Source organism: Caballeronia sp. LjRoot29 (assembly GCF_964252755.1).
Classification (GTDB): Bacteria; Pseudomonadota; Gammaproteobacteria; order Burkholderiales; family Burkholderiaceae; genus Caballeronia.
In genome coordinates this window covers 127,869-147,017 of record NZ_CAXUPU020000017.1, presented here as the reverse complement: position 1 = coordinate 147,017, position 19,149 = coordinate 127,869, and the positions used below count along the sequence as shown (strand labels likewise).

The window sequence follows — 19,149 nt, the reverse complement described above, 5'->3', positions numbered from 1 at the left end:
AAGTGTCCACAGCGTGCAGTTCCATTTCATGGGTGCCCCAAAAGCACGGTGCTCGCAAGAGCTTAGGATGTTTGAACCCCTCCTTCTCGCGAATCCTGACAGTAAAACGCTTCGCCCCGTACGCTCTCGGGCTAGCACTAACGACTGAACCCGCCCAAGGAGCGCCCCGCGCTATCCGCGGAAAACCTTCCACCGAATTTGTACGCATGCCGAACCATTTTTAAACTACCTGCAGAATGCGTAAGGCCTAAAACCGACAAATAACAATGCAAACTAATAGCTAACCCGCGAAGCACCACAGCGGCAAATACGCGTGCGGCCGTGCGGGAACGTGGGGCACTGGTGCTTGCCCGAGAGCGTACGGGGCGAAGCGTTTTACTGTCAGGATTCGCGAGAAGGAGGGTTTCACACATCCTTCGCTCTGGCGAGCACCGTACTTTTGGGGTACCCATGAAATGGAACTGCACGCTGTGGACACTTAATTTTTAGAGAGTTGAAAGCGTTTTCTTTGCTTCGTTTCTTTGTCGCTAAGGACCAAGAAATGACGCGCCGCCACGCGCAGTGGCTAATAGTGATAAAGAAATCAGCCAAGATAAAACGCGCAAAAACCTAAAAAGCAGCAACCCGGCAATGAACCCGACCGCTAACCCTAAAACCTAGCAACCCAGCACCGACTTCGACCGCCAACGCAAGAACCTGTGATCGGCCACAAAAAACCCCTCCTATCCCTGATGATCCCAAATGAAAACCCGCATCTTTTTTGTAGAGGCCAACCCGTCCATCCACGGGAACCTTCGCGATGCCTTGAAAACCCGCTACACCGACGTCCACACGCTCAGCAGCGGCAGCGCATTAATCACCGCCATGAACCACAACGATGTCCCCGCGTTAATCGTGCTGCGCGATGGCCTGCCCGACATGAACGCATCGGCCGTGCTCCGGGCCTTGCAACACGCCGGCCATGACACACCGGTAATCGTGATCGGAGACACCCTCGACTCGGTGGAACTGATCGTATGCCTCGAACTCGGCGCCGATGATTACATCAGAATGCCGTGCAATCCACGCGAACTGCTATCGAGAGTCGAGAACGTACTGCGCCGCGCGCCACACAAATCCCGAACGCCGGCGAGTACAACAGGAAGATGCACCATCGGCGATTTCGTCCTCGATTTCCGCGCTCACATGCTGACCCGCCGCGGCGTGCCCGTCGCCCTCCATTCGAGCACGTTCGCATTGCTGCGCCTATTCGCGGAACATCCGCTCGGGGTGCTGTCACGACGCATCATCGCCGATAAATTGCGCGGCGCCGGCGAAGGACATTGCGACCGCTCACTGGACGTACTCGTCTGCCGATTGCGGCGAATTGTCGAAGCCGACCCGTCAATGCCTCGCCTGATCCAGACCATCCGAGGACGCGGTTATGTCTTCACCCCGTCCGGGATGAACACCGCTCCTGGGGAATACGATGAACTCGATGTCAAGCCGCTGGAACCGGCACGCAAGCAAGTCTCTGCAGCGAGCAGCTACGCTTAGCCGTCGCGCTCACTGCTACGTTCAACCGTTCATGCGCGCTGCCTGCCGTGTCAGCCGCGCGAACGCCGTTAGCACGCGGTTACACGTCAGCGTCTGCCGCCATAGTTTCTCTTTCAGATACGCGGTCGGCACCCACTGCCACGGCAACACCACATCGACCACGCCCCACGCGGGCCGCCACCGCTCCGCCACCCGCCGACGCCGGAACAGGCTCAGGCTTGGAATGCCAAGATTGGACGCAAGATGGCCAATGCCCGAGTCATTGCCAATAAACCAGCCCGACTCATACACGCAGCACGCAAGCTCATGCAGATCTGCAAAATGAGGCGCCGGAATATCGAGCGCCGCGAGGTGACGCCAGCGTTCGCGCTCATGCGGCGCAATCACGAACTGCACGTCATAACCGCGCTTGCGCAAGCGCTGGGCAAGCCTCACGAAGCGGTGCGAGAACCAACGCTTGTCCTCGGTGCTGGCCTCCGGATGAATCATCACGCGCTTGCCATTCCTTCGATGCACGAGGCTTGCAGGTGCTGTCATGCCGTTATCCAGCACCGGCGTGCTCAACGCCAGATCGTCCCGGCAAAAGTCAGCGAAGCGCTGCGCCATGCAGCCCGGCCGGTCGCCAAATTCAACGTCATGCAACGTGACCACGTGAGGATGAACATCGACGAGATCGCGCAGCGGCTGGTTCCACTGCATCTGGAAGACCGTGTCGTACGAGGCGAACGCAACAGTGAGGCCGTCGTTCGGAAGTGCATGGATAGTAACGCCGGGAAACCAGTGGCGCAGCGCATGCGCGGGCGTGCCATAAACGGTGACGTCGATGCCGTTGTCGATCAGGTTCCTGACGATCACCATCGACACGAGCGTGTCGCCGATTGCGTTGGACGCGACGAACGCTACCCGGCCGACCGGGGCGCGAAGAGCGGACGATGTGATGGACGTATTCATGCGCTCGCAGTCAGTGCGCGCAGCCGGTCGAATGCCTGAGATACCTTGTTCACCGACAGCATGTATTTCCAGTAACGCTCCTTGAGCCGCCCGGTCGGCAGATACGCGCTGCCGATCAGAACCTGTCCCACACCCCAGCCCGGACGCCATGTGCGGGCAGTACCGCGGCGCATGAAGAGCGATAGCGTCGGGATCTCGAGGCTCGATGCAAGATGGCCCACGCCTGAATCGTTACCGATGAACCAGCCCGACTCGTAGAGCCACGCGGCGACCTGATCGAGCGGTCCAAGATCGGCGAGCGTGAGCCCGAATTTCTCAATATGCGTCCAGTGCGCGCGTTCCTCGGGCGCCACGACAAATTGCGGATCAAAGCCGCTGTCCCGCAGCTTGATCGCAAGCCCGATAAAGCGAGACGGCAGCCAGCATTTGTCAGTCGTGCTTGCCATCGGATGGATCGCCACACGCAGCGAACGTTGACGATGCATCAAACCGGGCAGGGGCGTGATGCCGTTGCCCTTATCGACGAGGGTAAGGCGCAGTTCGTCGCGGCAGAAACGGGTGAGGCGTTCGGCCATCGACTCTGTCGAATTGGCGCTGCACAGGTGGGCCAGGATGATGACCTTGGGATGCAGCCGCTCAAGGTTCACGAACGGCTTGTTGGCGTGGAGCTGGATCACCGTGTCGAAGCGGGCGAGTTGTTCCGCGCAGTCGTCTGGCCTCAGTTCGGGTTCAATATCCATGCCGGGAAACCAGCTCCGCATGGTATTGATTTGCTGGCCGAACACCGTGACCGCCACGCCGTTCAATCGAAGGTTGCGTGCAACGGTCATCATCAGCAGCGAGTCGCCGAGCGCCGACGAAAGGATCAATGCCACACTCGACAGTGGCTGGGTTGCGTGCATACATGCTTCCGGCGAGGCACTCCGCTGTCGGGGGAGTTTTCCGCTCGGGACGGATCCCCAAGCCGGAGGCAGTCTAAGATCACGTTCCATTACGTAGGTTACGGCAGAACTTACCAACGCTTAAGAAGCGGAAAGTTTCATGGCAGAAAGTACCGATGGAGAATCGGATCATGCGGTATTCACGTGACCGCCGTGTGTCGGATGTGCGTGTGATGGTCGTTTCCGGCGAGCGCGATCTCTTCCGCGCCCGAGTGCTTAACAAGTATCTCTCCTTTGCGTATTAAGAAACCCGACCGTCAGCGAAGGTGCCGCGTTATCAATCCAATCCGGGAAAACCTTCGCAGAAACCGGTTGATTGACCGCCGTTACGAACTATATTTAAGAGAATAAAAAACACGGTCATGCAGGCGATAGGGTTAGTCACGGTCTAACTATCGGCCCGACGCGCACCGGAGAGACGAGCGAACAGCCCGGCTATGGCGACTAACCATTGATCGCTGCGACCGCTTGTTCGCCAAAGGCGGTTCCCCGCCACGGCCGGCAACGGACACGTTGCAATCCGCGGGGACGTCACACATTCGCCAGCAGGCGAGGAGGTTCCATCATGGATCCGGTAAGCGCCATTCCCTATGGCCGCAAGACTCAACACGCCCCTGCACTGAAAGAAGTACACATCCTGTGGATCACCGCGGGCCTCGGTTGCGACGGCGATTCCGTATCGATTACCGCCGCTACTCAGCCCAGCATTGAAGACGTGCTGCTCGGCGCAATTCCCGGACTGCCGAAGGTTCATCTGCACAATCCGGTGCTGGCTTATGAAAACGGCTCGGAATTCATGGCGCCGTTTCATGCTGCAGCGCGGGATGAGATGGATAACTTCGTGCTGGTCATGGAAGGTTCGATTCCGAACGAGAAAATCAATCGAGAGGGGTACTGGGCCGCCATGGGAACGGACCCCGACACGCATGAACCCATCACGATCCCGCAATGGCTTGACCGCCTCGCGCCTAAAGCGCTGGCCGTGGTTGGTGCGGGCACGTGCGCGACCTACGGCGGCATTCATGCGATGGAAGGCAATCCCACGGGTTGCATGGGCCTAGCAGACTATCTTGGCTGGGACTGGAAATCGAAAGCCGGCCTGCCTATCGTGAACGTCCCAGGTTGTCCGGTTCAGCCAGACAACTTCATGGAGACGCTGCTATACCTGCTGTATCAACTCGCAGGCCTCGCCCCCATGATTCCGCTGGACGCGGCGCTTCGTCCCAAGTGGCTGTTCCAGCGCACGGTGCACGACGGTTGCGATCGCGCGGGCTCCTACGAACAGGCTCTTTTCGCGAAGGAATATGGCAGTCCGAACTGTATCGTCAAGCTCGGATGCTGGGGGCCGGTGGTCAACTGTAACGTCCCCAAACGCGGCTGGATCAACGGCGTGGGCGGGTGCCCGAACGTCGGAGGAATCTGTATCGGCTGCACCATGCCCGGGTTCCCTGACAAGTTCATGCCGTTCATGGACGAGCCCCCGGGCGCGGTCCTTTCGTCGAATCTCATCAAGTCTTACGGCGGACTGATCCGCAGCCTGCGCAAGCTGACCAATTCGACCGTCAACCAGGAACCGAAATGGCGGCATAACCGTCCCACGCTGACGACTGGCTATCGTCGCTGAACGGCTTTGTGGAACAGGCATGGAAACCGTCGCTGATGGTTAGCATTACGACGGTTTCCGCGAGAGACAGAAGTATCCAGGAGGGGGTCATGGCGGATATCGCGGCACCTGAATTGAAGTCGGGCCAGGCGTCACAGCCTGCCAAACTGGTCGAGATGAACTGGGACCCGATCACGCGGATCGTCGGCAGTCTCGGCATTTATACGAAGATCGATTTCGAGCAACGCAAGGTCGCCGAGTGCTACAGCACGTCGTCGATTTTTCGCGGCTACAGCATCTTCATGAAGGGCAAGGACCCACGCGACTCGCATTTCATTACCAGCCGTATCTGCGGCATCTGCGGCGACAACCACGCGACCTGCTCGGTGTATGCGCAAAACATGGCCTACGGCATAAAGCCGCCGAACATCGCGGAATGGATCGTCAATCTTGGCGAAGCGGCCGAGTACATGTTCGATCACAACATCTTCCAGGACAACCTGGTTGGCGTGGATTTCTGCGAGCAGATGGTCAAGGAGACCAACCCCGGCGTTTGGGCGAAAGCGCAGAAGGCCGCCGCGCCGCATGCGGAGATCCACGGCTACAAGACCATCGCGGACATCATGACCGCGCTGAATCCGTTCACGGGCGAGTTCTATCGCGAGACGCTGCATGTAAGCCGTTATACGCGCGAGATGTTCTGCCTGATGGAAGGGCGGCACGTGCATCCGTCAACGCTATATCCGGGTGGCGTGGGGACGGTACCGACCGTGCAGCTTTTCACCGACTACATCACGCGGCTGATGAAGTATGTGGAGTTCATGAAGAAGGTCGTGCCGCTGCATGACGACCTGTTCGATTTCTTTTATGAAGCGCTGCCGGGCTACGAGGAAGTCGGCCGCCGGCGCATCCTGCTGGGCTGCTGGGGTTCGTTCCAGGACCCGGACGTATGTGACTACAACTACAAGTCGATGACCGACTGGGGCCGCAGCATGTTCGTCACACCGGGCGTAGTGGTGGACGGCGAACTCGTGACCACCGATCTGGTCGAGATCAACCTGAATATCCGGATTTTGCTGGGCAGCTCGTTCTACGATGACTGGGATCATGAGGAAACCTTTGTCCGGCAAGATCCGCTCGGCAATCCGATCGACCGCAAGCATCCGTGGAACCAGACCACGTTGCCGCGGCCGCAGAAACGCAAGTTCGACGGCAACTACACGTGGGTGATGTCACCGCGCTGGTACGACAAGCGCACGGGCGATTACCTCGCGCTCGATACCGGCGGCGGTCCGATCGCACGGTTGTGGGCGACCGCGCTCGCGGGCCTGGTGGATATCGGCTATGTGAAGTCGACGGGGCACAGCGTGAAGATTTATTTGCCGAAGACCGCGCTTAAACCCGAAGTCGAGTTCGAATGGAAGATCCCGAAGTGGAGCAACGCGATTGAACGTGACCGCGCGCGGACCTATTTCCAGGCCTATGCGGCGGCGTGTGCGCTGCATTTCGCGGAGAAGGCGCTGGCCGAATTGCATGCGGGCCATACACGCACCTTCACGCCGTTCGAGGTACCCGACGAAGCCATCGGCTGCGGTTTTCATGAAGCGGTGCGCGGGGTGTTGTCGCATCATCTGGTGATCAAGGGCGGCAAGATAGCGAACTACCACCCGTATCCGCCAACCCCGTGGAATGCGAATCCGCGCGATATCTACGGCACGCCCGGACCGTACGAAGACGCCGTGCAAAACACGCCCATCTTCGAAGAGAACGGGCCGGACAAGTTCAAGGGCATCGACATCATGCGTGCTGTGCGCAGCTTCGATCCATGTCTGCCGTGCGGCGTTCATATGTATGTCGGGGATGGCAAGACCGTCGATGTCGCGCATTCGCCCACCTTTGGCGTTCCGCCGGGCATGAAGCCGGGAGGGCACTCATGAGCGACGCGCGCGTGCTTGAAGAACAACAGCGGCGCATCGATGAACTGATTGCAGCGCTGTGGACTTTGGACGAAACGCATGCCCGCGATATTGCGCAGGCTCTGTTGCAGGTGGTGCTCGAGTTGCATGCAAGCGGTCTCGCCCGGCTGGCCGAGATCGTGACCGAGGCGGATGGCGCCGAGGGTCCGATCGTCGCCCGGCTGGTGCGGGACAAACAGGTCAGCGCATTGTTGTTGCTGCATGGGCTGCATCCGCAGGACCTGGCAAGCCGCGTCGCGCACGCGGTGGACGGGCTGCGGGCGCCGCTTGGTGCGCAAGGCGTAAGGATCGAACTGGTCGATGCACGGGAGGACCTGGTACGCGTTCGCCTGGCGGGCGTGCTGACTGGCAAGCACGTCACGCCTGCCGATGTGCAGAACGATATCGAGCGGGCGATCTTCGAACAGGCGCCGGACGTGGCGCGCATTGAAATAGACGGGATGCCGGACGTCAATGTCCACGAGCTGCGGTTTGTCGCAACGCTGCCAACATCATGAACGCACGCGCAGGGGAACAACCCGGGCAACGCGGCTGGGTCGCTGCGCTGCGCACGTTCGCCCGGCCGCCGCTGACTGCTCTCTGCGAGCTGTGCGGCGAACCGCTCGACGGCACTCATCCTCATCTGGTCGAGATGGAACAAAACGCGCTGCGTTGCTGCTGCCGCGCGTGCGCGTTGCTGTTCGGAAACCAGCAAAACGCGCGCTACAAGCGCGTGCCGGACAACGTTCGCTGGCTCAAGGAGTTTCATCTGAGCGATGAACAATGGGACGCGTTGGCGATCCCGATCGGCATTGCGTTTTTCTATAGGGACTCGACCGCGCAACGTGTGATTGCGATGTACCCGGGCGCTGCCGGCGCGCTGCAGTCGGCGCTTGATCTGAGCGCGTGGGACCGTCTGGTTGCCGACAACCCTATGCTCGACACGCTCGAACCTGATGTCGAAGCGCTGTTGGTGAATCGCGTGGAAGGCGCGCGCGAGTATTTCCGCGTGCCTATCGACCAGTGTTATGCGCTGACCGGCGTGATCCGGGCGCGCTGGCGCGGATTGTCGGGCGGTGTAGATGCGTGGCGCGCAATCCACGCGTGTTTTGCGGCGCTGAAAGTGGGCGAGCGTTTGCCCGAGGGAGTGCCGAATGCCTGATCTTGACTTCGTCGTCGAGGGTGCTGAGGTCGCGCTGCATTCGGTGTCACCGCTGCTGTTGTTCAAGCTGCGCGTGACCAATAAAGGCTCGTCGGAGCCGCCGACGGCGCAAGAGGAAATCGCCAGTCTCGCGCTGCATTGCCAGATACAGATAGAAGCGACCCGGCGAACTTATCAGCCGGTCGATCAGGCGCGCCTCAGCGAATTATTCGGTGTACCCCAGCGCTGGTCGCAGACGTTGCGGACCCTGCTGTGGACCCACGCAAGTGCGGCCGTTCCTTCGTTCACCGATACCTGCACGGTCGATCTGCCGGTGCCGTGCACGTTCGACTTCAATGTCGCGGCGGCCAAGTATTTCGATGCGCTGGGCGACGGCGAAATTCCGTTGATGCTGCAATTCAGTGGCACGATTTTTTATCGCGAGAGTGACGGCACGCTGCAGGTCGCGCGTGTTCCCTGGCACAAGGAAGCCGCGTTCCGCCTGCCGGTAGCGACCTGGCGGGCGATGCGCGATTACTACTACCCGAACATCGCATGGCTGTCGGTGCAACGCGGGGTCTTTGAGCGGCTGGAGCGTTACCGCATAGAGCAAGGCTTGACCGGCTGGGACGAAGCGCTCACGGCCTTGTTGGACGAGCGCCGCAGCGAACCGGCGTGGCCTGAGCACGGAGGCTTGCAATGAACGCCATCGAAGGGATCGTTCAGGCCGTGCTGTATGAGGGATACATGCTTTATCCGTATCGAGCATCGTCGGTGAAGAATCGGCAGCGCTGGACCTTTGGCAGCGTGTATCCGCAGACATGGGCCGACTGGTCCGGCAGCGATGCGTCGATTATGCAAACCGAATGCCTGATTGAAGGCGGCGACGAAACGCGGGTGACGGTGCGCCCATGTTTCCTGCATTTGATCGAACGGGATGTGCGTGAACTGAACGAGCCAGCGGCGGCGGGTACGGCACTGGATGAGGGTTCGTCGTCCCGATCGGTGGTTTCGCTGGAAGTCGGCGGCCGGCGTTTCGACGCGTGGCAGGAAGCTGGTGAGCAGCACGTCGAGGTTCCCGTATTGACGCTTGGCGAATTATGTAGACAGGGATTACGGTTGCCGTTTTCACTGGCGGGCAGCCGCGCCGTGGAACCGCTGACGGAAACGGACGGCCGCGTGCACGGAGTGCTTGTGCGCACACGGGCGGCGATCGAAGGTCGCGTCGAGTGCTGCGCTACGCAGATCGGTGAAGGCACTTTCAGGCTGACGGTCCGCATAGTCAACGTGACGCCGGTTGATGAACCGCAGCGTTTGAATCGCGATGCCGCTTCATCGTTTGCGCTGTTGTCGTGCCATGCGGTGCTGGCCGTGGAGGGCGCCGCATTCGTCTCGTCGATCGAACCACCGGACGAGTTGGCGGAAGCAGTCGCGAGTTGCAAGAACATGGGTTTATGGCCCGTTCTGGTCGGTTCCGGTGAACGCCACGACACCATGCTCGCGGCGCCCATCATCCTCTACGACTATCCGCAGGTCGCGCCGGAAAGCGCGGGCGATCTCTTCGACGCCACCGAGATCGACGAGATTCTGACGCTGCGAATCCTCACCATGACCGATGCCGAAAAGCGCGAGATGGCCGCAGGCGATGAACGTTCGCGCGCGCTGCTCGAACGCACGGAAAGCCTCTCCGCGAACGACTTGCAGCGGCTGCACGGGACCTTGCGCGAGGTGCGCGTGGATACCGGCTGGCGGGATGTGTCCGAGGAAGCGGGAGAGGCCCCCGAAGATACGGCGCCGTGGGCCGAACTTGACGCCATGCCTCGTCTTGCGTGCGTCAACGTCGACGGCGTGGCGTTGCAGGTCGGCTCGCGCGTTGTACTCCATCCCCACGCCCGCGCCGATATCTTCGACCTCGCTTTGCGCGACCAGATAGCGACTATCGAATCGATCGAGCGCGATTTCGAGGATCACGTTCACGTAGCGGTGACGATTGACTGCGATCCCGGGCGCGACTTCGGCCTTGCACGCATGCCGGGTCATCGTTTCTTTTTCGCACCCGACGAGATCGAGCCGTTGCGCGAGGGGCGGTCGTCATGACTTCGATCCTGGTGGCGGGTATCGGCAACGTCTTCCTGGGTGACGACGGCTTCGGCGTCGAAGTCGTACGGCGTCTGCACGAAAGACGAATCGATGCGTGGCCGCCGGATGTCCGCGTGATCGACTATGGAATCCGGGGGATCGACCTGTATTACGCGCTGCTGGATGGCGTGGATGTTGCCATCCTCGTCGATGCAACGCATCGGGACGGGCCGCCGGGCACGCTCTACGTCATCGAGCCTTCCGCAAAGAACGCCAATGAAGGTTACACAGGCGATGCTTCTCCCGTCTTGTTGTCGCCGCATGACCTCGATCCGGCGAAAGTCCTTCAGGCCGTGCAAGCGATGGGTGGTGAAGCCGGACGCATCGTTCTAATCGGTTGTGAGCCGGAAAGTCTCGGCACGGAAGATGGGCAGGAGGGCCGCATGGGGCTGAGCGAACCCGTCGCGGCGGCCGTGGACGAAGCAGTAGACGCCATTGAAACAATGATCGAAAGCATGCGGGCGCGGACCACCATGGTCGACGCCGGGAGCGTGCCGCAGGACCACTGGAGAGCATGATGAAATTCTTGCTGAAGTACTTGTTATTGTCCGGGCTAATCGTTGGCGTTGTCGCGAACATGAAGGATATCCGCCGCTATATCCGTATCCGCAACATGTGAAGGGTACGGCCATGAGCCTGTGCCTGCCGCCGGTTAGCGATGCACCGTCCGTGATATCCCCGGCCGGAGAGATGATTCGTGTGCGCGGACAGGTGCAGGGCGTAGGTTTCAGGCCCACTGTATGGCATCTTGCGCGCGCTTGCGGCGTGAGCGGCGATGTAGGCAACGACAGCGAGGGTGTGCTGATTCACGCATGGGCCGACACAACTACGCTCGATGATTTTGTCGAACGTTTGCGAAGCGAGTGCCCGCCGCTTGCGCGGATTGATGCCATCGAACGTTGCGCGTTGCACGAGATACCGCCGCCTTCCGGCGGCTTTCGGATTGTTGCGAGCACGAGCGGCCGTGCCCATACCGGGGTGGTGCCGGACGCGGTCACGTGCCGGGCGTGTGCCGACGAAACGTTCGACCCGTCGAGCCGTCGTCATGGGTATGCGTTCACGAACTGCACGCACTGCGGGCCGCGCTTGTCGATCATTCAGGCGATCCCTTATGACCGTCCGAACACGACAATGGCGGCGTTCGCGTTATGTGATGCCTGTGCAATCGAATATGACGATCCGGACGACCGGCGTTTCCATGCGCAGCCCATTGCGTGTCCGGCTTGCGGGCCGCGTCTGTGGCTTGAGCTGGCCGATGGTTCAATTGCAGAAGGCGATCCGCTGGATGCCGCCCGCCGCTTGATCCAGCGCGGGAAGATTGTCGCCGTCAAAGGGCTGGGTGGTTTTCAGCTTGCATGCTCCGCCTCAGATCATGCGGCCGTTGCGAAACTACGCGTGCTAAAACGTCGCGAGCGCAAGCCGTTCGCGCTGCTGGCGCGTGACGTGGCAATGATCGAACGTCATTGCGTGGTAAGCGGAGCAGACGAGGTCCTGCTTGAAAGCGCCGCCGGACCGATCGTCATCATGCCGATGATCGATCGAGGTACACGTGATCCGTTTCCGGGTGTGGCGCCGGGTATCGTGACGCTGGGTTTCATGCTGCCGCCAACCCCGCTGCATCATCTGCTGATGCAATTGCTTGACGGTCCGGTCGTACTGACCAGCGGCAATCTCGCCGACGAACCGCAATGCATCGATAACGACGAAGCTCGCCAGCGCCTCGCCGGCCTGGCCGATGCGTGGCTGATGCACGACCGCGATATCGCCCGGCGTGTGGACGATTCCGTCTCGCGGGTCATGGGCGGCGTACCGCGCTTGCTGCGCCGCTCGCGCGGTTATGCGCCCGCGCCCCTGCGTTTGCCGCGCGATTTTTCTGCCGCGCCCCCGGTCCTCGCGATGGGCGCACAGCAAAAAAACACCTTCTGTCTTTTGCGCGATGGCGAAGCGGTCGTCTCGCATCACATTGGCGAACTGGAAAACGGCGAGACGTATCGCGACTACACGGTGTCGCTCGCGCGTTATCAACATCTGTTCGAACATGACGCACGTTTCGTCTCGGTCGACCTGCATCCTGAGTATCTGTCGCGCAAGCTTGGTATCGATATCGCACGGCAGCGGCATTTGCCGCTCGCCGAGATCCAGCACCATCATGCGCATCTCGCGGCGTGCCTAGCGGAAAATGATGTGAGTTTGGGCGCTGACGTTCTTGGCATCGTGCTTGACGGGCTTGGTATGGGCTTGGGCAACGCGCTGTGGGGCGGCGAATTCTTGCTCGGCGGCTATGTGAATTTCAAGCGTGTTGCGAGCTTCACGCCGGTCGCGCTGCCAGGAGGCACGCACGCGGTTTATGAGCCGTGGCGCAACACGTACGCGCATCTGTGCGCGAGTCTCGGGTGGCGGCGTTTCGCGAAGCACTACGCGACGCTTGACCTTCATCACTTTCTCTCCGACCGTCCATTGACGCTGCTCGATCAGATGATCGACGGCGGGATCAATAGTCCTCTTGCAAGTTCGGCAGGGCGTCTGTTCGATGCAGTCGCCGGAGCACTCGGCGTGTGCCGCGAATGCGTGCAATACGAAGGGCAGGCCGCGATCGAACTCGAAGCGCTGATCGATACCCGTACGCTCCACGATGAAGACGACACGCTGGCGTATCCGTTCGAAATAGTGGCAGCCGATACCTCGCTGTTGATCGACCCGAAACCCATGTGGATCGCGCTGCTCGACGACATGCTGCGCGCTACGCCGGTACCAACAATAGCCGCACGTTTTCACAAAGGCCTTGCAATCGTCATAACGCAGATGACCCTCTGTTTGCTTGCATCCACGCAGGTCCGTACCGTCGCACTCTCCGGCGGGGTCATGCAGAACCGCGCGCTGTTCGAACAACTCGCCGCACGGCTTGCGGCATGCGGCTTTAATGTGCTGACGCATCGCCAGGTACCGTCCAACGACGGTGGCATCGCACTCGGGCAAGCGGCCATCACCGCCGCGCGTGCCCTGACGTGCGCGTTTGTTGAACCACGGAGTACGTCATGTGTTTAGGCATCCCGGGACAGATCGTCGAGATCAGCGACGCGGACAATAACCTCGCATTAGTCGATGTAGGCGGGGTGCGGCGGATCATCAACATCGCCTTCGTCGTCGATGACGACCGGCCGCCGCCCGCATGCGTGGGTGACTGGGTGCTGGTGCATGTCGGCTTCGCGATGAGTCGTCTCGATGAGGCCGAAGCCATGCGTACGCTCTCTCTGTTGCGTGAACTTGGCGAGGCGCAGGCGGAGATGGCCGCGATGATGGAAGGGGGCGGTGGACCGCCCCCTCCTGACACGCTCAACCGCCGTGATGGAGCGCGCAATGACTGAACATCAGGCGCTACAGGGCCTGTATCCGTTCCTTCACGGCGGCCATCAGGACGCGGCGAAACTCGATGCCGCGCTGCTCGAATCGGTCGCGCAGAAGGCGCAGGCAAGCATCGACGCGAAGCGCGCCTTCTTCGTGGACAACGCCACCGCCGTGGTCGCTGTCGCGCATGCGATTGCGGATGTTTATCGCCGTGACGGCAGGCTATTTTCGATGGGCAACGGCGGTTCGAGTTGCGACGCCGCGCACATTGCGGTGGAGTTCCTGCATCCGGTAACGGCGGGGCGTCCGGCGCTCACGGCGGTCAACCTCGTCGCCGATACCGCCATGATGACCGCCGTAGGTAACGACGTTGGCTTCGCGCATATCTACGTGCGGCAACTGGTGGCGCAAGCGCGTCGCGGCGACGCGCTGATCGGGGTATCGACCAGCGGTAACTCGGACAACCTGCTCGCTGCATTCGCGAAAGCGCGAGAGATGGGCGTGGTCACCATTGGTCTCTCCGGACACGACGGCGGCAAGATGGCGGCGCCAGGTGCGCTCGATCATTGCCTCGTGGTGCCGAGCGACAGCGTTCATCGCATCCAGGAGACCCACGTCGCGATCTATCACATCCTGTGGGACCTAGTCCACACGCTGCTAGCCGATGAACGTGGCAGCCTGAGTGCCGCTAACACGGCGGCAGCGGAGCGCATGTCATGAAATACGTCGACGAATTCCGTGATCCGGAGAAAGCTCGTACGCTTACGCTGGAGATCAACCGGCAGGTCGAGCGGATTGCGCGCGACCGCGGTGGCCTTAAACGGCCGTTGCAGATCATGGAGGTCTGCGGCGGCCATACGCATTCCATCTTCAGGTACGGGATTCACCAGATGCTGCCGCCCGAGGTCGAATTCGTCCACGGCCCGGGTTGCCCCGTCTGCGTGTTGCCGATGGGCCGCGTGGACGACTGCGTATTGCTCGCCGAGCGGCCTGAAGTGATCTTCACGACCTTCGGCGACGCGATGCGTGTTCCCGGTTCACGCAAGAGCCTGTTGAAAGCGAAGGCCGATGGAGCCGATGTGCGGATGGTCTATTCGCCGCTCGATGCACTTGCGATTGCGCGTGCGAATCCGCATCGCGAGGTGATCTTTTTCGGACTGGGTTTTGAAACCACCATGCCGAGCACCGCGATGACGGTGCTGGAAGCTGACGCCCAACGTATCAAGAATTTCTCGCTGTTCTGCAACCACATCACCATCATCCCGACGATCAAGGCCATTCTCGATTCACCCGACCTGCATCTTGACGGGTTCCTCGGACCCGGACACGTGAGCATGGTGATCGGCACTCGGCCATATCGTTTTATAGCGGAGCACTACAGGCGGCCAATTACAGTTGCCGGATTCGAACCGCTCGACGTGCTGCAATCGGTGTGGATGGTGCTGCGGCAGATCGCAGAAGGCCGCTGCGAGGTGGAGAACCAGTACGGCAGGATTGTGCCGGAAGAGGGCAATGCGCAGGCACTGTCGGCGATCGAGCAAGTATTCGAGTTGCGCGAATTTTTCGAATGGCGCGGGCTGGGATCGATCGATCACTCCGGCGTTCGGATACGCGAACGCTTCGCCGCCTGCGACGCCGAGCGCAAGTTTCCCGTCGCCAACCTGAAGATCGCCGATCCAAAATCATGCCAGTGCGGGGAAGTGCTCAAGGGTGTGATCAAGCCGCAGCAGTGCAAGGTATTCGGCACCGCGTGCACACCGGAAACCCCGCTCGGGTCGTTGATGGTATCGAGCGAAGGCGCGTGCGCGGCGCATTATCGTTATGCACGCATCGATACATCGGCGTTGTATGCGCACGGCGTCGGGTCGGCCACGTTCAAGCAGGGAGTTCAGGCATGAACGACCGTATCGGCAGACTACGCGATGTCACGATCAACCTCGCGCACGGCGGCGGTGGCCGGGCGATGCGCGATCTGATCGAGGACGTATTTGTCCCCGCCTTCGACAACCCCGCGCTCGCCGCGCTTGAAGACCAGGCGGTGTTTCCGCTCGAAGACTTCGCGCGTCTGGGCGACCGGCTTGCGTTCACTACGGATAGCTACGTCGTCGACCCGTTGTTTTTCCCGGGCGGCGACATAGGCACGCTGGCGGTATCGGGCACGGTCAACGACCTCGCCATGTCGGGGGCGAAACCGCTGTTTCTATCGTGTGGGATGGTGATTGAAGAGGGCCTTGCCGTCGATGTCTTGCGCCGCGTGGCGGCAAGCATGCAGCGTGTCGCGATCGAAGCAGGTGTGTCTATTGTGACGGGTGACACCAAGGTGGTCGAGCGCGGTTGCGCGGACAAGCTCTTCATCAATACCGCAGGCGTGGGCGTCGTGCCGCAGGGCGTGAATATATCCGCGCGTCGGGCCCAGCCGGGCGACGTGGCGATCGTGAACGGCTTTCTGGGCGACCACGGCGCGGCGATCCTGGTCGCGCGAAAGCAGCTTGCATTGCAGTCCGATATAGCAAGCGATTGCGCGCCGCTCGGGTCGCTGGTCGACGCAATGGTGGGTGCATGCAAGGACATTCACTGCATGCGTGACGCAACGCGCGGCGGGGTAGCAACCGTGCTGAACGAGTTCGCGATGTCGTCGGGTGTGGCGATCCGCATCCAGGAAACCGCGCTGCCGATCCGCGAGGAAGTGAAGGGCGCTTGCGAGATCCTCGGCCTGGATCCGCTGTATCTGGCGAACGAAGGCAAGCTGGTTGCGATCGTTCCCGCGCGCGCCGCGTCCAGCGTGCTCACGGCGATGCATGCGCACCCGGCAGGGACGCGGGCGGCTGTGATCGGCGAAGTGGTTGCGCAGCCCGAGGGCATTGTGGTGTTGCATACGGTGTTCGGCGGACAGCGAATCGTCGACATGCTGACGGGCGAGCAATTGCCCCGTATCTGTTAGCGAGCTTCCACATAAGGGCACAGGGGCGCAGCGTCATGCATGAACTGAGCATCGCGAATAGTATCGTCGAACTCTGCGCTGAACGCGCGATGGGCGCTCGGGTATTGCGCGTGACGCTGGAGATCGGCCGGTTGTCGGCGGTGATGCCGGACGCAATCCGCTTTTGCTTCGATGTCTGCGCGAAAGACACCGTGGTCGAAGGCGCGACGCTGGAGATTGTCGAGACACCGGGCCTGGCGCGCTGCCTTGATTGCGGCGGCAGCGTGGACATGACCGACCTGCTCGAACACTGCGCGTGCGGAAGCGTCAATCTCGAACTGCTGGCCGGCGCCGAACTGAAGATCAAACAGATGGAGGTGGTCTGATGTGTACCACATGCGGTTGCTCGACAGGTGCCGGCACGGTGATCACAGACCCTGAGACTGGCGAGCGGATTGAAACGCCAGCAGAAGGGGACAGCGGAGCGGCGCACAATTCGGGTTCATGGCGGCAACTCGCGACCGGGCCGGCGGGCGCGAGTGTGGCCGCGCATCTGCATGCACGCGCGCATCGGCACGCTCATGAAGCTCGCGTTCATGAGCATGACGGACGCGTGCACAGCCATGAACACCACCACGCACAAACACCCGCAGCTCCCGAGCACCCGGGCGCCGCCCTGTCCGAGGCGGCGATCGCCGCAGCAACCCACGGCACGAGGATCGCGCTCGAACAGGATGTCCTGGCGAAGAACCAGTTGCTTGCCGAACACAACCGCGGCTGGCTGGCGAGCCGCCATATCACCGCGCTGAACCTCGTCAGCTCACCGGGTGCGGGCAAGACCACGTTGCTTGAACGTACTATCCGCGATCTCCAGGCGTTGCACAGCACCCGGTCGATCCAGGTCATCGAAGGCGACCAGGCGACCCTCAACGACGCAGAGCGAATTCGCGCGACCGGTTGCCGCGCGGTGCAGATCAACACGGGTACGGGCTGTCATCTCGATGCCGGCATGGTGTCGCGCGCGCTGGCGCAACTCGATCCGCCTTCGCATGCGTGGCTGATGATCGAGAACGTCGGCAATCTTGTGTGCCCCGCGTTGTTCGATCTCGGCGAACAGGCGAAGGTGGTGATCCTGTCGGTGACCGAGGGCGAAGACAAACCGCTCAAGTATCCGCACATGTTCCGTGCAAGCCGCCTGATGCTGCTGAACAAGATCGATCTGCTGCCGCATTTGCGTTTCGATGTTGAACGCTGCGTTGCATATGCAAGGCAGGTGAATCCATCGATCGATGTACTGCAGGTATCGGCGGAAACCGGGGCGGGGATGAAAGCGTGGTACGCGTGGCTGGAAGCGGCCGCGTTGGCAGAAGTCGCAGAAACAGTGCGCTAAGGCACGAGCAAATCGGCGGTTGGATCGTGTTGAAGCGTAGGGTACGAGCAAGGATGCGAGGCTCATGATGCTAAAACAAATGTCTCAGCTATTTAACGACCGCCCAACAGGTCTGCACCGCAAAATCACCGGTATCTACGCGCTCCTCCTCGTCTTCAATGTCATCACATGGACCTGGGCGCTGACGGCCTTTCATGGGCAGCCGGCGCTCCTCGGCACGGCGCTTTTGGCATACACGTTCGGGTTGCGCCACGCGGTGGATGCGGACCACATTGCCGCTATCGATAACGTCACGCGCAAGCTGCTCCAGATCGGCCGCAGTCCGCTCGGCGCCGGCTTGTTCTTCTCGCTCGGCCACTCGACGGTGGTTGTCGCGCTCACAGTCGGCGTTGCGTTCGCGGCAACCGTGCTGACGACTCACTTCGATGACCTGAGAGGGTTCGGCGGACTGATCGGCACGAGCGTTTCAGCGCTGTTCCTGTTCGTGCTGGCCATCGCGAACCTGGTTGTGCTGGCGTCCGTGATCAGGACGTTTCGCGCCGTGCGCCGCGGCGAACCGCTGGTCGAAACCGATCTCGACCTGTTGCTTAACAATCGCGGCTTCCTGTCGCGTTTGCTTCGGCCGTTGTTGAGGCTGGTATCGCGTAGCTGGCATCTTTATCCGGTGGGATTCCTGTTCGGGCTCGGATTCGATACCGCGACCGAGGTTGCCTTGTACGGCATATCGGCGGCCCAGGCGTCGCATGGCCTGTCGTTCTGGTCCGTGCTCGTGTTGCCGATCTTGTTCACGGCGGGCATGTCGCTGGTCGATACCACCGACGGCATCCTGATGCTCGGTGCATATCGATGGGCCTTCGTCCGGCCCATGCGCAAGCTCTACTACAACATCACGATCACGTTCGTCTCGGTCGTGGTCGCGGTGCTGATCGGCGGGATCGAGGTGCTGGGTTTGCTCCAGGACAACTTCGGGTTCAAGGGCCCGTTCTGGGATTCTATCGGCAGCCTTAACGAGCACTTCGGGCTGCTGGGCTACATCGTCATCGGCATATTCATTGTGAGCTGGATCGTCTCCATCGCGATCTACAAGCTCAGGCGCTACGACGATATCACCGTGAAAACGCTGTGACGCTACGGCTAAACGCTAAAATTCATGTGCGCGTGACAAGTGCCAGCGACTCCGAATGCCTTACGCCGGAAATAGGTAAACTTGACCGCGCTCAACCCCTCT

The 19,149-nt window shown here is 61.0% G+C and carries 19 protein-coding genes; 17 read left to right on the top strand and 2 right to left on the bottom strand.

The features are described 5' to 3' along the window. Window positions 1-741 precede the first annotated feature (741 nt). On the top strand, window positions 742-1,536 hold the full coding sequence (locus ACSQ83_RS19635) for a winged helix-turn-helix domain-containing protein (RefSeq protein ID WP_436229293.1): 795 nt from the start codon (window positions 742-744) through the stop codon (window positions 1,534-1,536). A gap of 21 nt (window positions 1,537-1,557) precedes the next feature. Here the strand turns inward: ACSQ83_RS19635 and ACSQ83_RS19630 are convergent, their stop codons facing one another. Both ACSQ83_RS19630 and ACSQ83_RS19625 read right to left on the bottom strand, forming a co-directional pair. Next, window positions 1,558-2,487, bottom strand: coding sequence for a glycosyltransferase family 9 protein (locus ACSQ83_RS19630; protein ID WP_436229292.1), 930 nt, complete (start codon window positions 2,485-2,487; stop codon window positions 1,558-1,560). Then, window positions 2,484-3,389, bottom strand: a complete 906-nt coding sequence (locus ACSQ83_RS19625) for a glycosyltransferase family 9 protein (protein WP_436229291.1) — start codon at window positions 3,387-3,389, stop codon at window positions 2,484-2,486. Before ACSQ83_RS19625 ends, ACSQ83_RS19630 begins: the two co-directional genes overlap by 4 nt. A gap of 604 nt (window positions 3,390-3,993) precedes the next feature. Here ACSQ83_RS19625 and ACSQ83_RS19620 point away from each other — a divergent pair. From ACSQ83_RS19620 to ACSQ83_RS19545, 16 genes are all read left to right on the top strand, one after another. Beyond that, the gene (locus ACSQ83_RS19620; protein WP_436229290.1) at window positions 3,994-5,052 is read left to right on the top strand and encodes a hypothetical protein; all 1,059 of its coding nucleotides are present in this window, start codon (window positions 3,994-3,996) and stop codon (window positions 5,050-5,052) included. A gap of 89 nt (window positions 5,053-5,141) precedes the next feature. Next, the gene (locus tag ACSQ83_RS19615) at window positions 5,142-6,968 is read left to right on the top strand and encodes a nickel-dependent hydrogenase large subunit (RefSeq protein ID WP_436229289.1); all 1,827 of its coding nucleotides are present in this window, start codon (window positions 5,142-5,144) and stop codon (window positions 6,966-6,968) included. Continuing rightward, a complete protein-coding gene (locus ACSQ83_RS19610) occupies window positions 6,965-7,504 on the top strand; it encodes a NifU family protein (RefSeq protein ID WP_436229288.1) in 540 nt (179 codons plus the stop codon). The genes ACSQ83_RS19615 and ACSQ83_RS19610 overlap by 4 nt, the downstream gene beginning before the upstream one ends. Further along, complete coding sequence (locus ACSQ83_RS19605; RefSeq protein ID WP_436229287.1) at window positions 7,501-8,148, top strand: DUF5947 family protein; 648 nt, start codon at window positions 7,501-7,503, stop codon at window positions 8,146-8,148. Before ACSQ83_RS19610 ends, ACSQ83_RS19605 begins: the two co-directional genes overlap by 4 nt. Then, entirely contained in the window at window positions 8,141-8,830 is a 690-nt protein-coding gene (locus tag ACSQ83_RS19600; protein ID WP_436229286.1) for a DUF6084 family protein, read from the top strand. The genes ACSQ83_RS19605 and ACSQ83_RS19600 overlap by 8 nt, the downstream gene beginning before the upstream one ends. Then, the gene (locus tag ACSQ83_RS19595) at window positions 8,827-10,224 is read left to right on the top strand and encodes a hypothetical protein (RefSeq protein ID WP_436229285.1); all 1,398 of its coding nucleotides are present in this window, start codon (window positions 8,827-8,829) and stop codon (window positions 10,222-10,224) included. The genes ACSQ83_RS19600 and ACSQ83_RS19595 overlap by 4 nt, the downstream gene beginning before the upstream one ends. Further along, window positions 10,221-10,784, top strand: coding sequence for a hydrogenase maturation protease (locus ACSQ83_RS19590; protein ID WP_436229284.1), 564 nt, complete (start codon window positions 10,221-10,223; stop codon window positions 10,782-10,784). Before ACSQ83_RS19595 ends, ACSQ83_RS19590 begins: the two co-directional genes overlap by 4 nt. Continuing rightward, on the top strand, window positions 10,781-10,885 hold the full coding sequence (locus tag ACSQ83_RS19585; protein WP_436229283.1) for a DUF6893 family small protein: 105 nt from the start codon (window positions 10,781-10,783) through the stop codon (window positions 10,883-10,885). The genes ACSQ83_RS19590 and ACSQ83_RS19585 overlap by 4 nt, the downstream gene beginning before the upstream one ends. 11 nt (window positions 10,886-10,896) lie before the next feature. Next, complete coding sequence (hypF, locus tag ACSQ83_RS19580) at window positions 10,897-13,311, top strand: carbamoyltransferase HypF (RefSeq protein WP_436229282.1); 2,415 nt, start codon at window positions 10,897-10,899, stop codon at window positions 13,309-13,311. Next, window positions 13,302-13,631 carry a HypC/HybG/HupF family hydrogenase formation chaperone gene (locus tag ACSQ83_RS19575; protein WP_436229281.1) on the top strand — a complete coding sequence of 110 codons (330 nt, stop codon included), beginning with the start codon at window positions 13,302-13,304 and terminating at the stop codon, window positions 13,629-13,631. The genes hypF and ACSQ83_RS19575 overlap by 10 nt, the downstream gene beginning before the upstream one ends. Then, window positions 13,624-14,331, top strand: a complete 708-nt coding sequence (locus ACSQ83_RS19570; protein WP_436229280.1) for a D-sedoheptulose-7-phosphate isomerase — start codon at window positions 13,624-13,626, stop codon at window positions 14,329-14,331. Before ACSQ83_RS19575 ends, ACSQ83_RS19570 begins: the two co-directional genes overlap by 8 nt. After that, complete coding sequence (hypD, locus tag ACSQ83_RS19565; RefSeq protein WP_436229279.1) at window positions 14,328-15,509, top strand: hydrogenase formation protein HypD; 1,182 nt, start codon at window positions 14,328-14,330, stop codon at window positions 15,507-15,509. The genes ACSQ83_RS19570 and hypD overlap by 4 nt, the downstream gene beginning before the upstream one ends. Then, a complete protein-coding gene (gene hypE / locus ACSQ83_RS19560) occupies window positions 15,506-16,552 on the top strand; it encodes a hydrogenase expression/formation protein HypE (protein WP_436229278.1) in 1,047 nt (348 codons plus the stop codon). Before hypD ends, hypE begins: the two co-directional genes overlap by 4 nt. A gap of 35 nt (window positions 16,553-16,587) precedes the next feature. Continuing rightward, on the top strand, window positions 16,588-16,917 hold the full coding sequence (hypA, locus tag ACSQ83_RS19555; RefSeq protein WP_436229277.1) for a hydrogenase maturation nickel metallochaperone HypA: 330 nt from the start codon (window positions 16,588-16,590) through the stop codon (window positions 16,915-16,917). Next, the gene (gene hypB, locus ACSQ83_RS19550; RefSeq protein WP_436229276.1) at window positions 16,917-17,921 is read left to right on the top strand and encodes a hydrogenase nickel incorporation protein HypB; all 1,005 of its coding nucleotides are present in this window, start codon (window positions 16,917-16,919) and stop codon (window positions 17,919-17,921) included. Before hypA ends, hypB begins: the two co-directional genes overlap by 1 nt. A gap of 67 nt (window positions 17,922-17,988) precedes the next feature. Then, window positions 17,989-19,047, top strand: a complete 1,059-nt coding sequence (locus ACSQ83_RS19545; RefSeq protein WP_436229301.1) for a HoxN/HupN/NixA family nickel/cobalt transporter — start codon at window positions 17,989-17,991, stop codon at window positions 19,045-19,047. Window positions 19,048-19,149 lie beyond the last annotated feature (102 nt).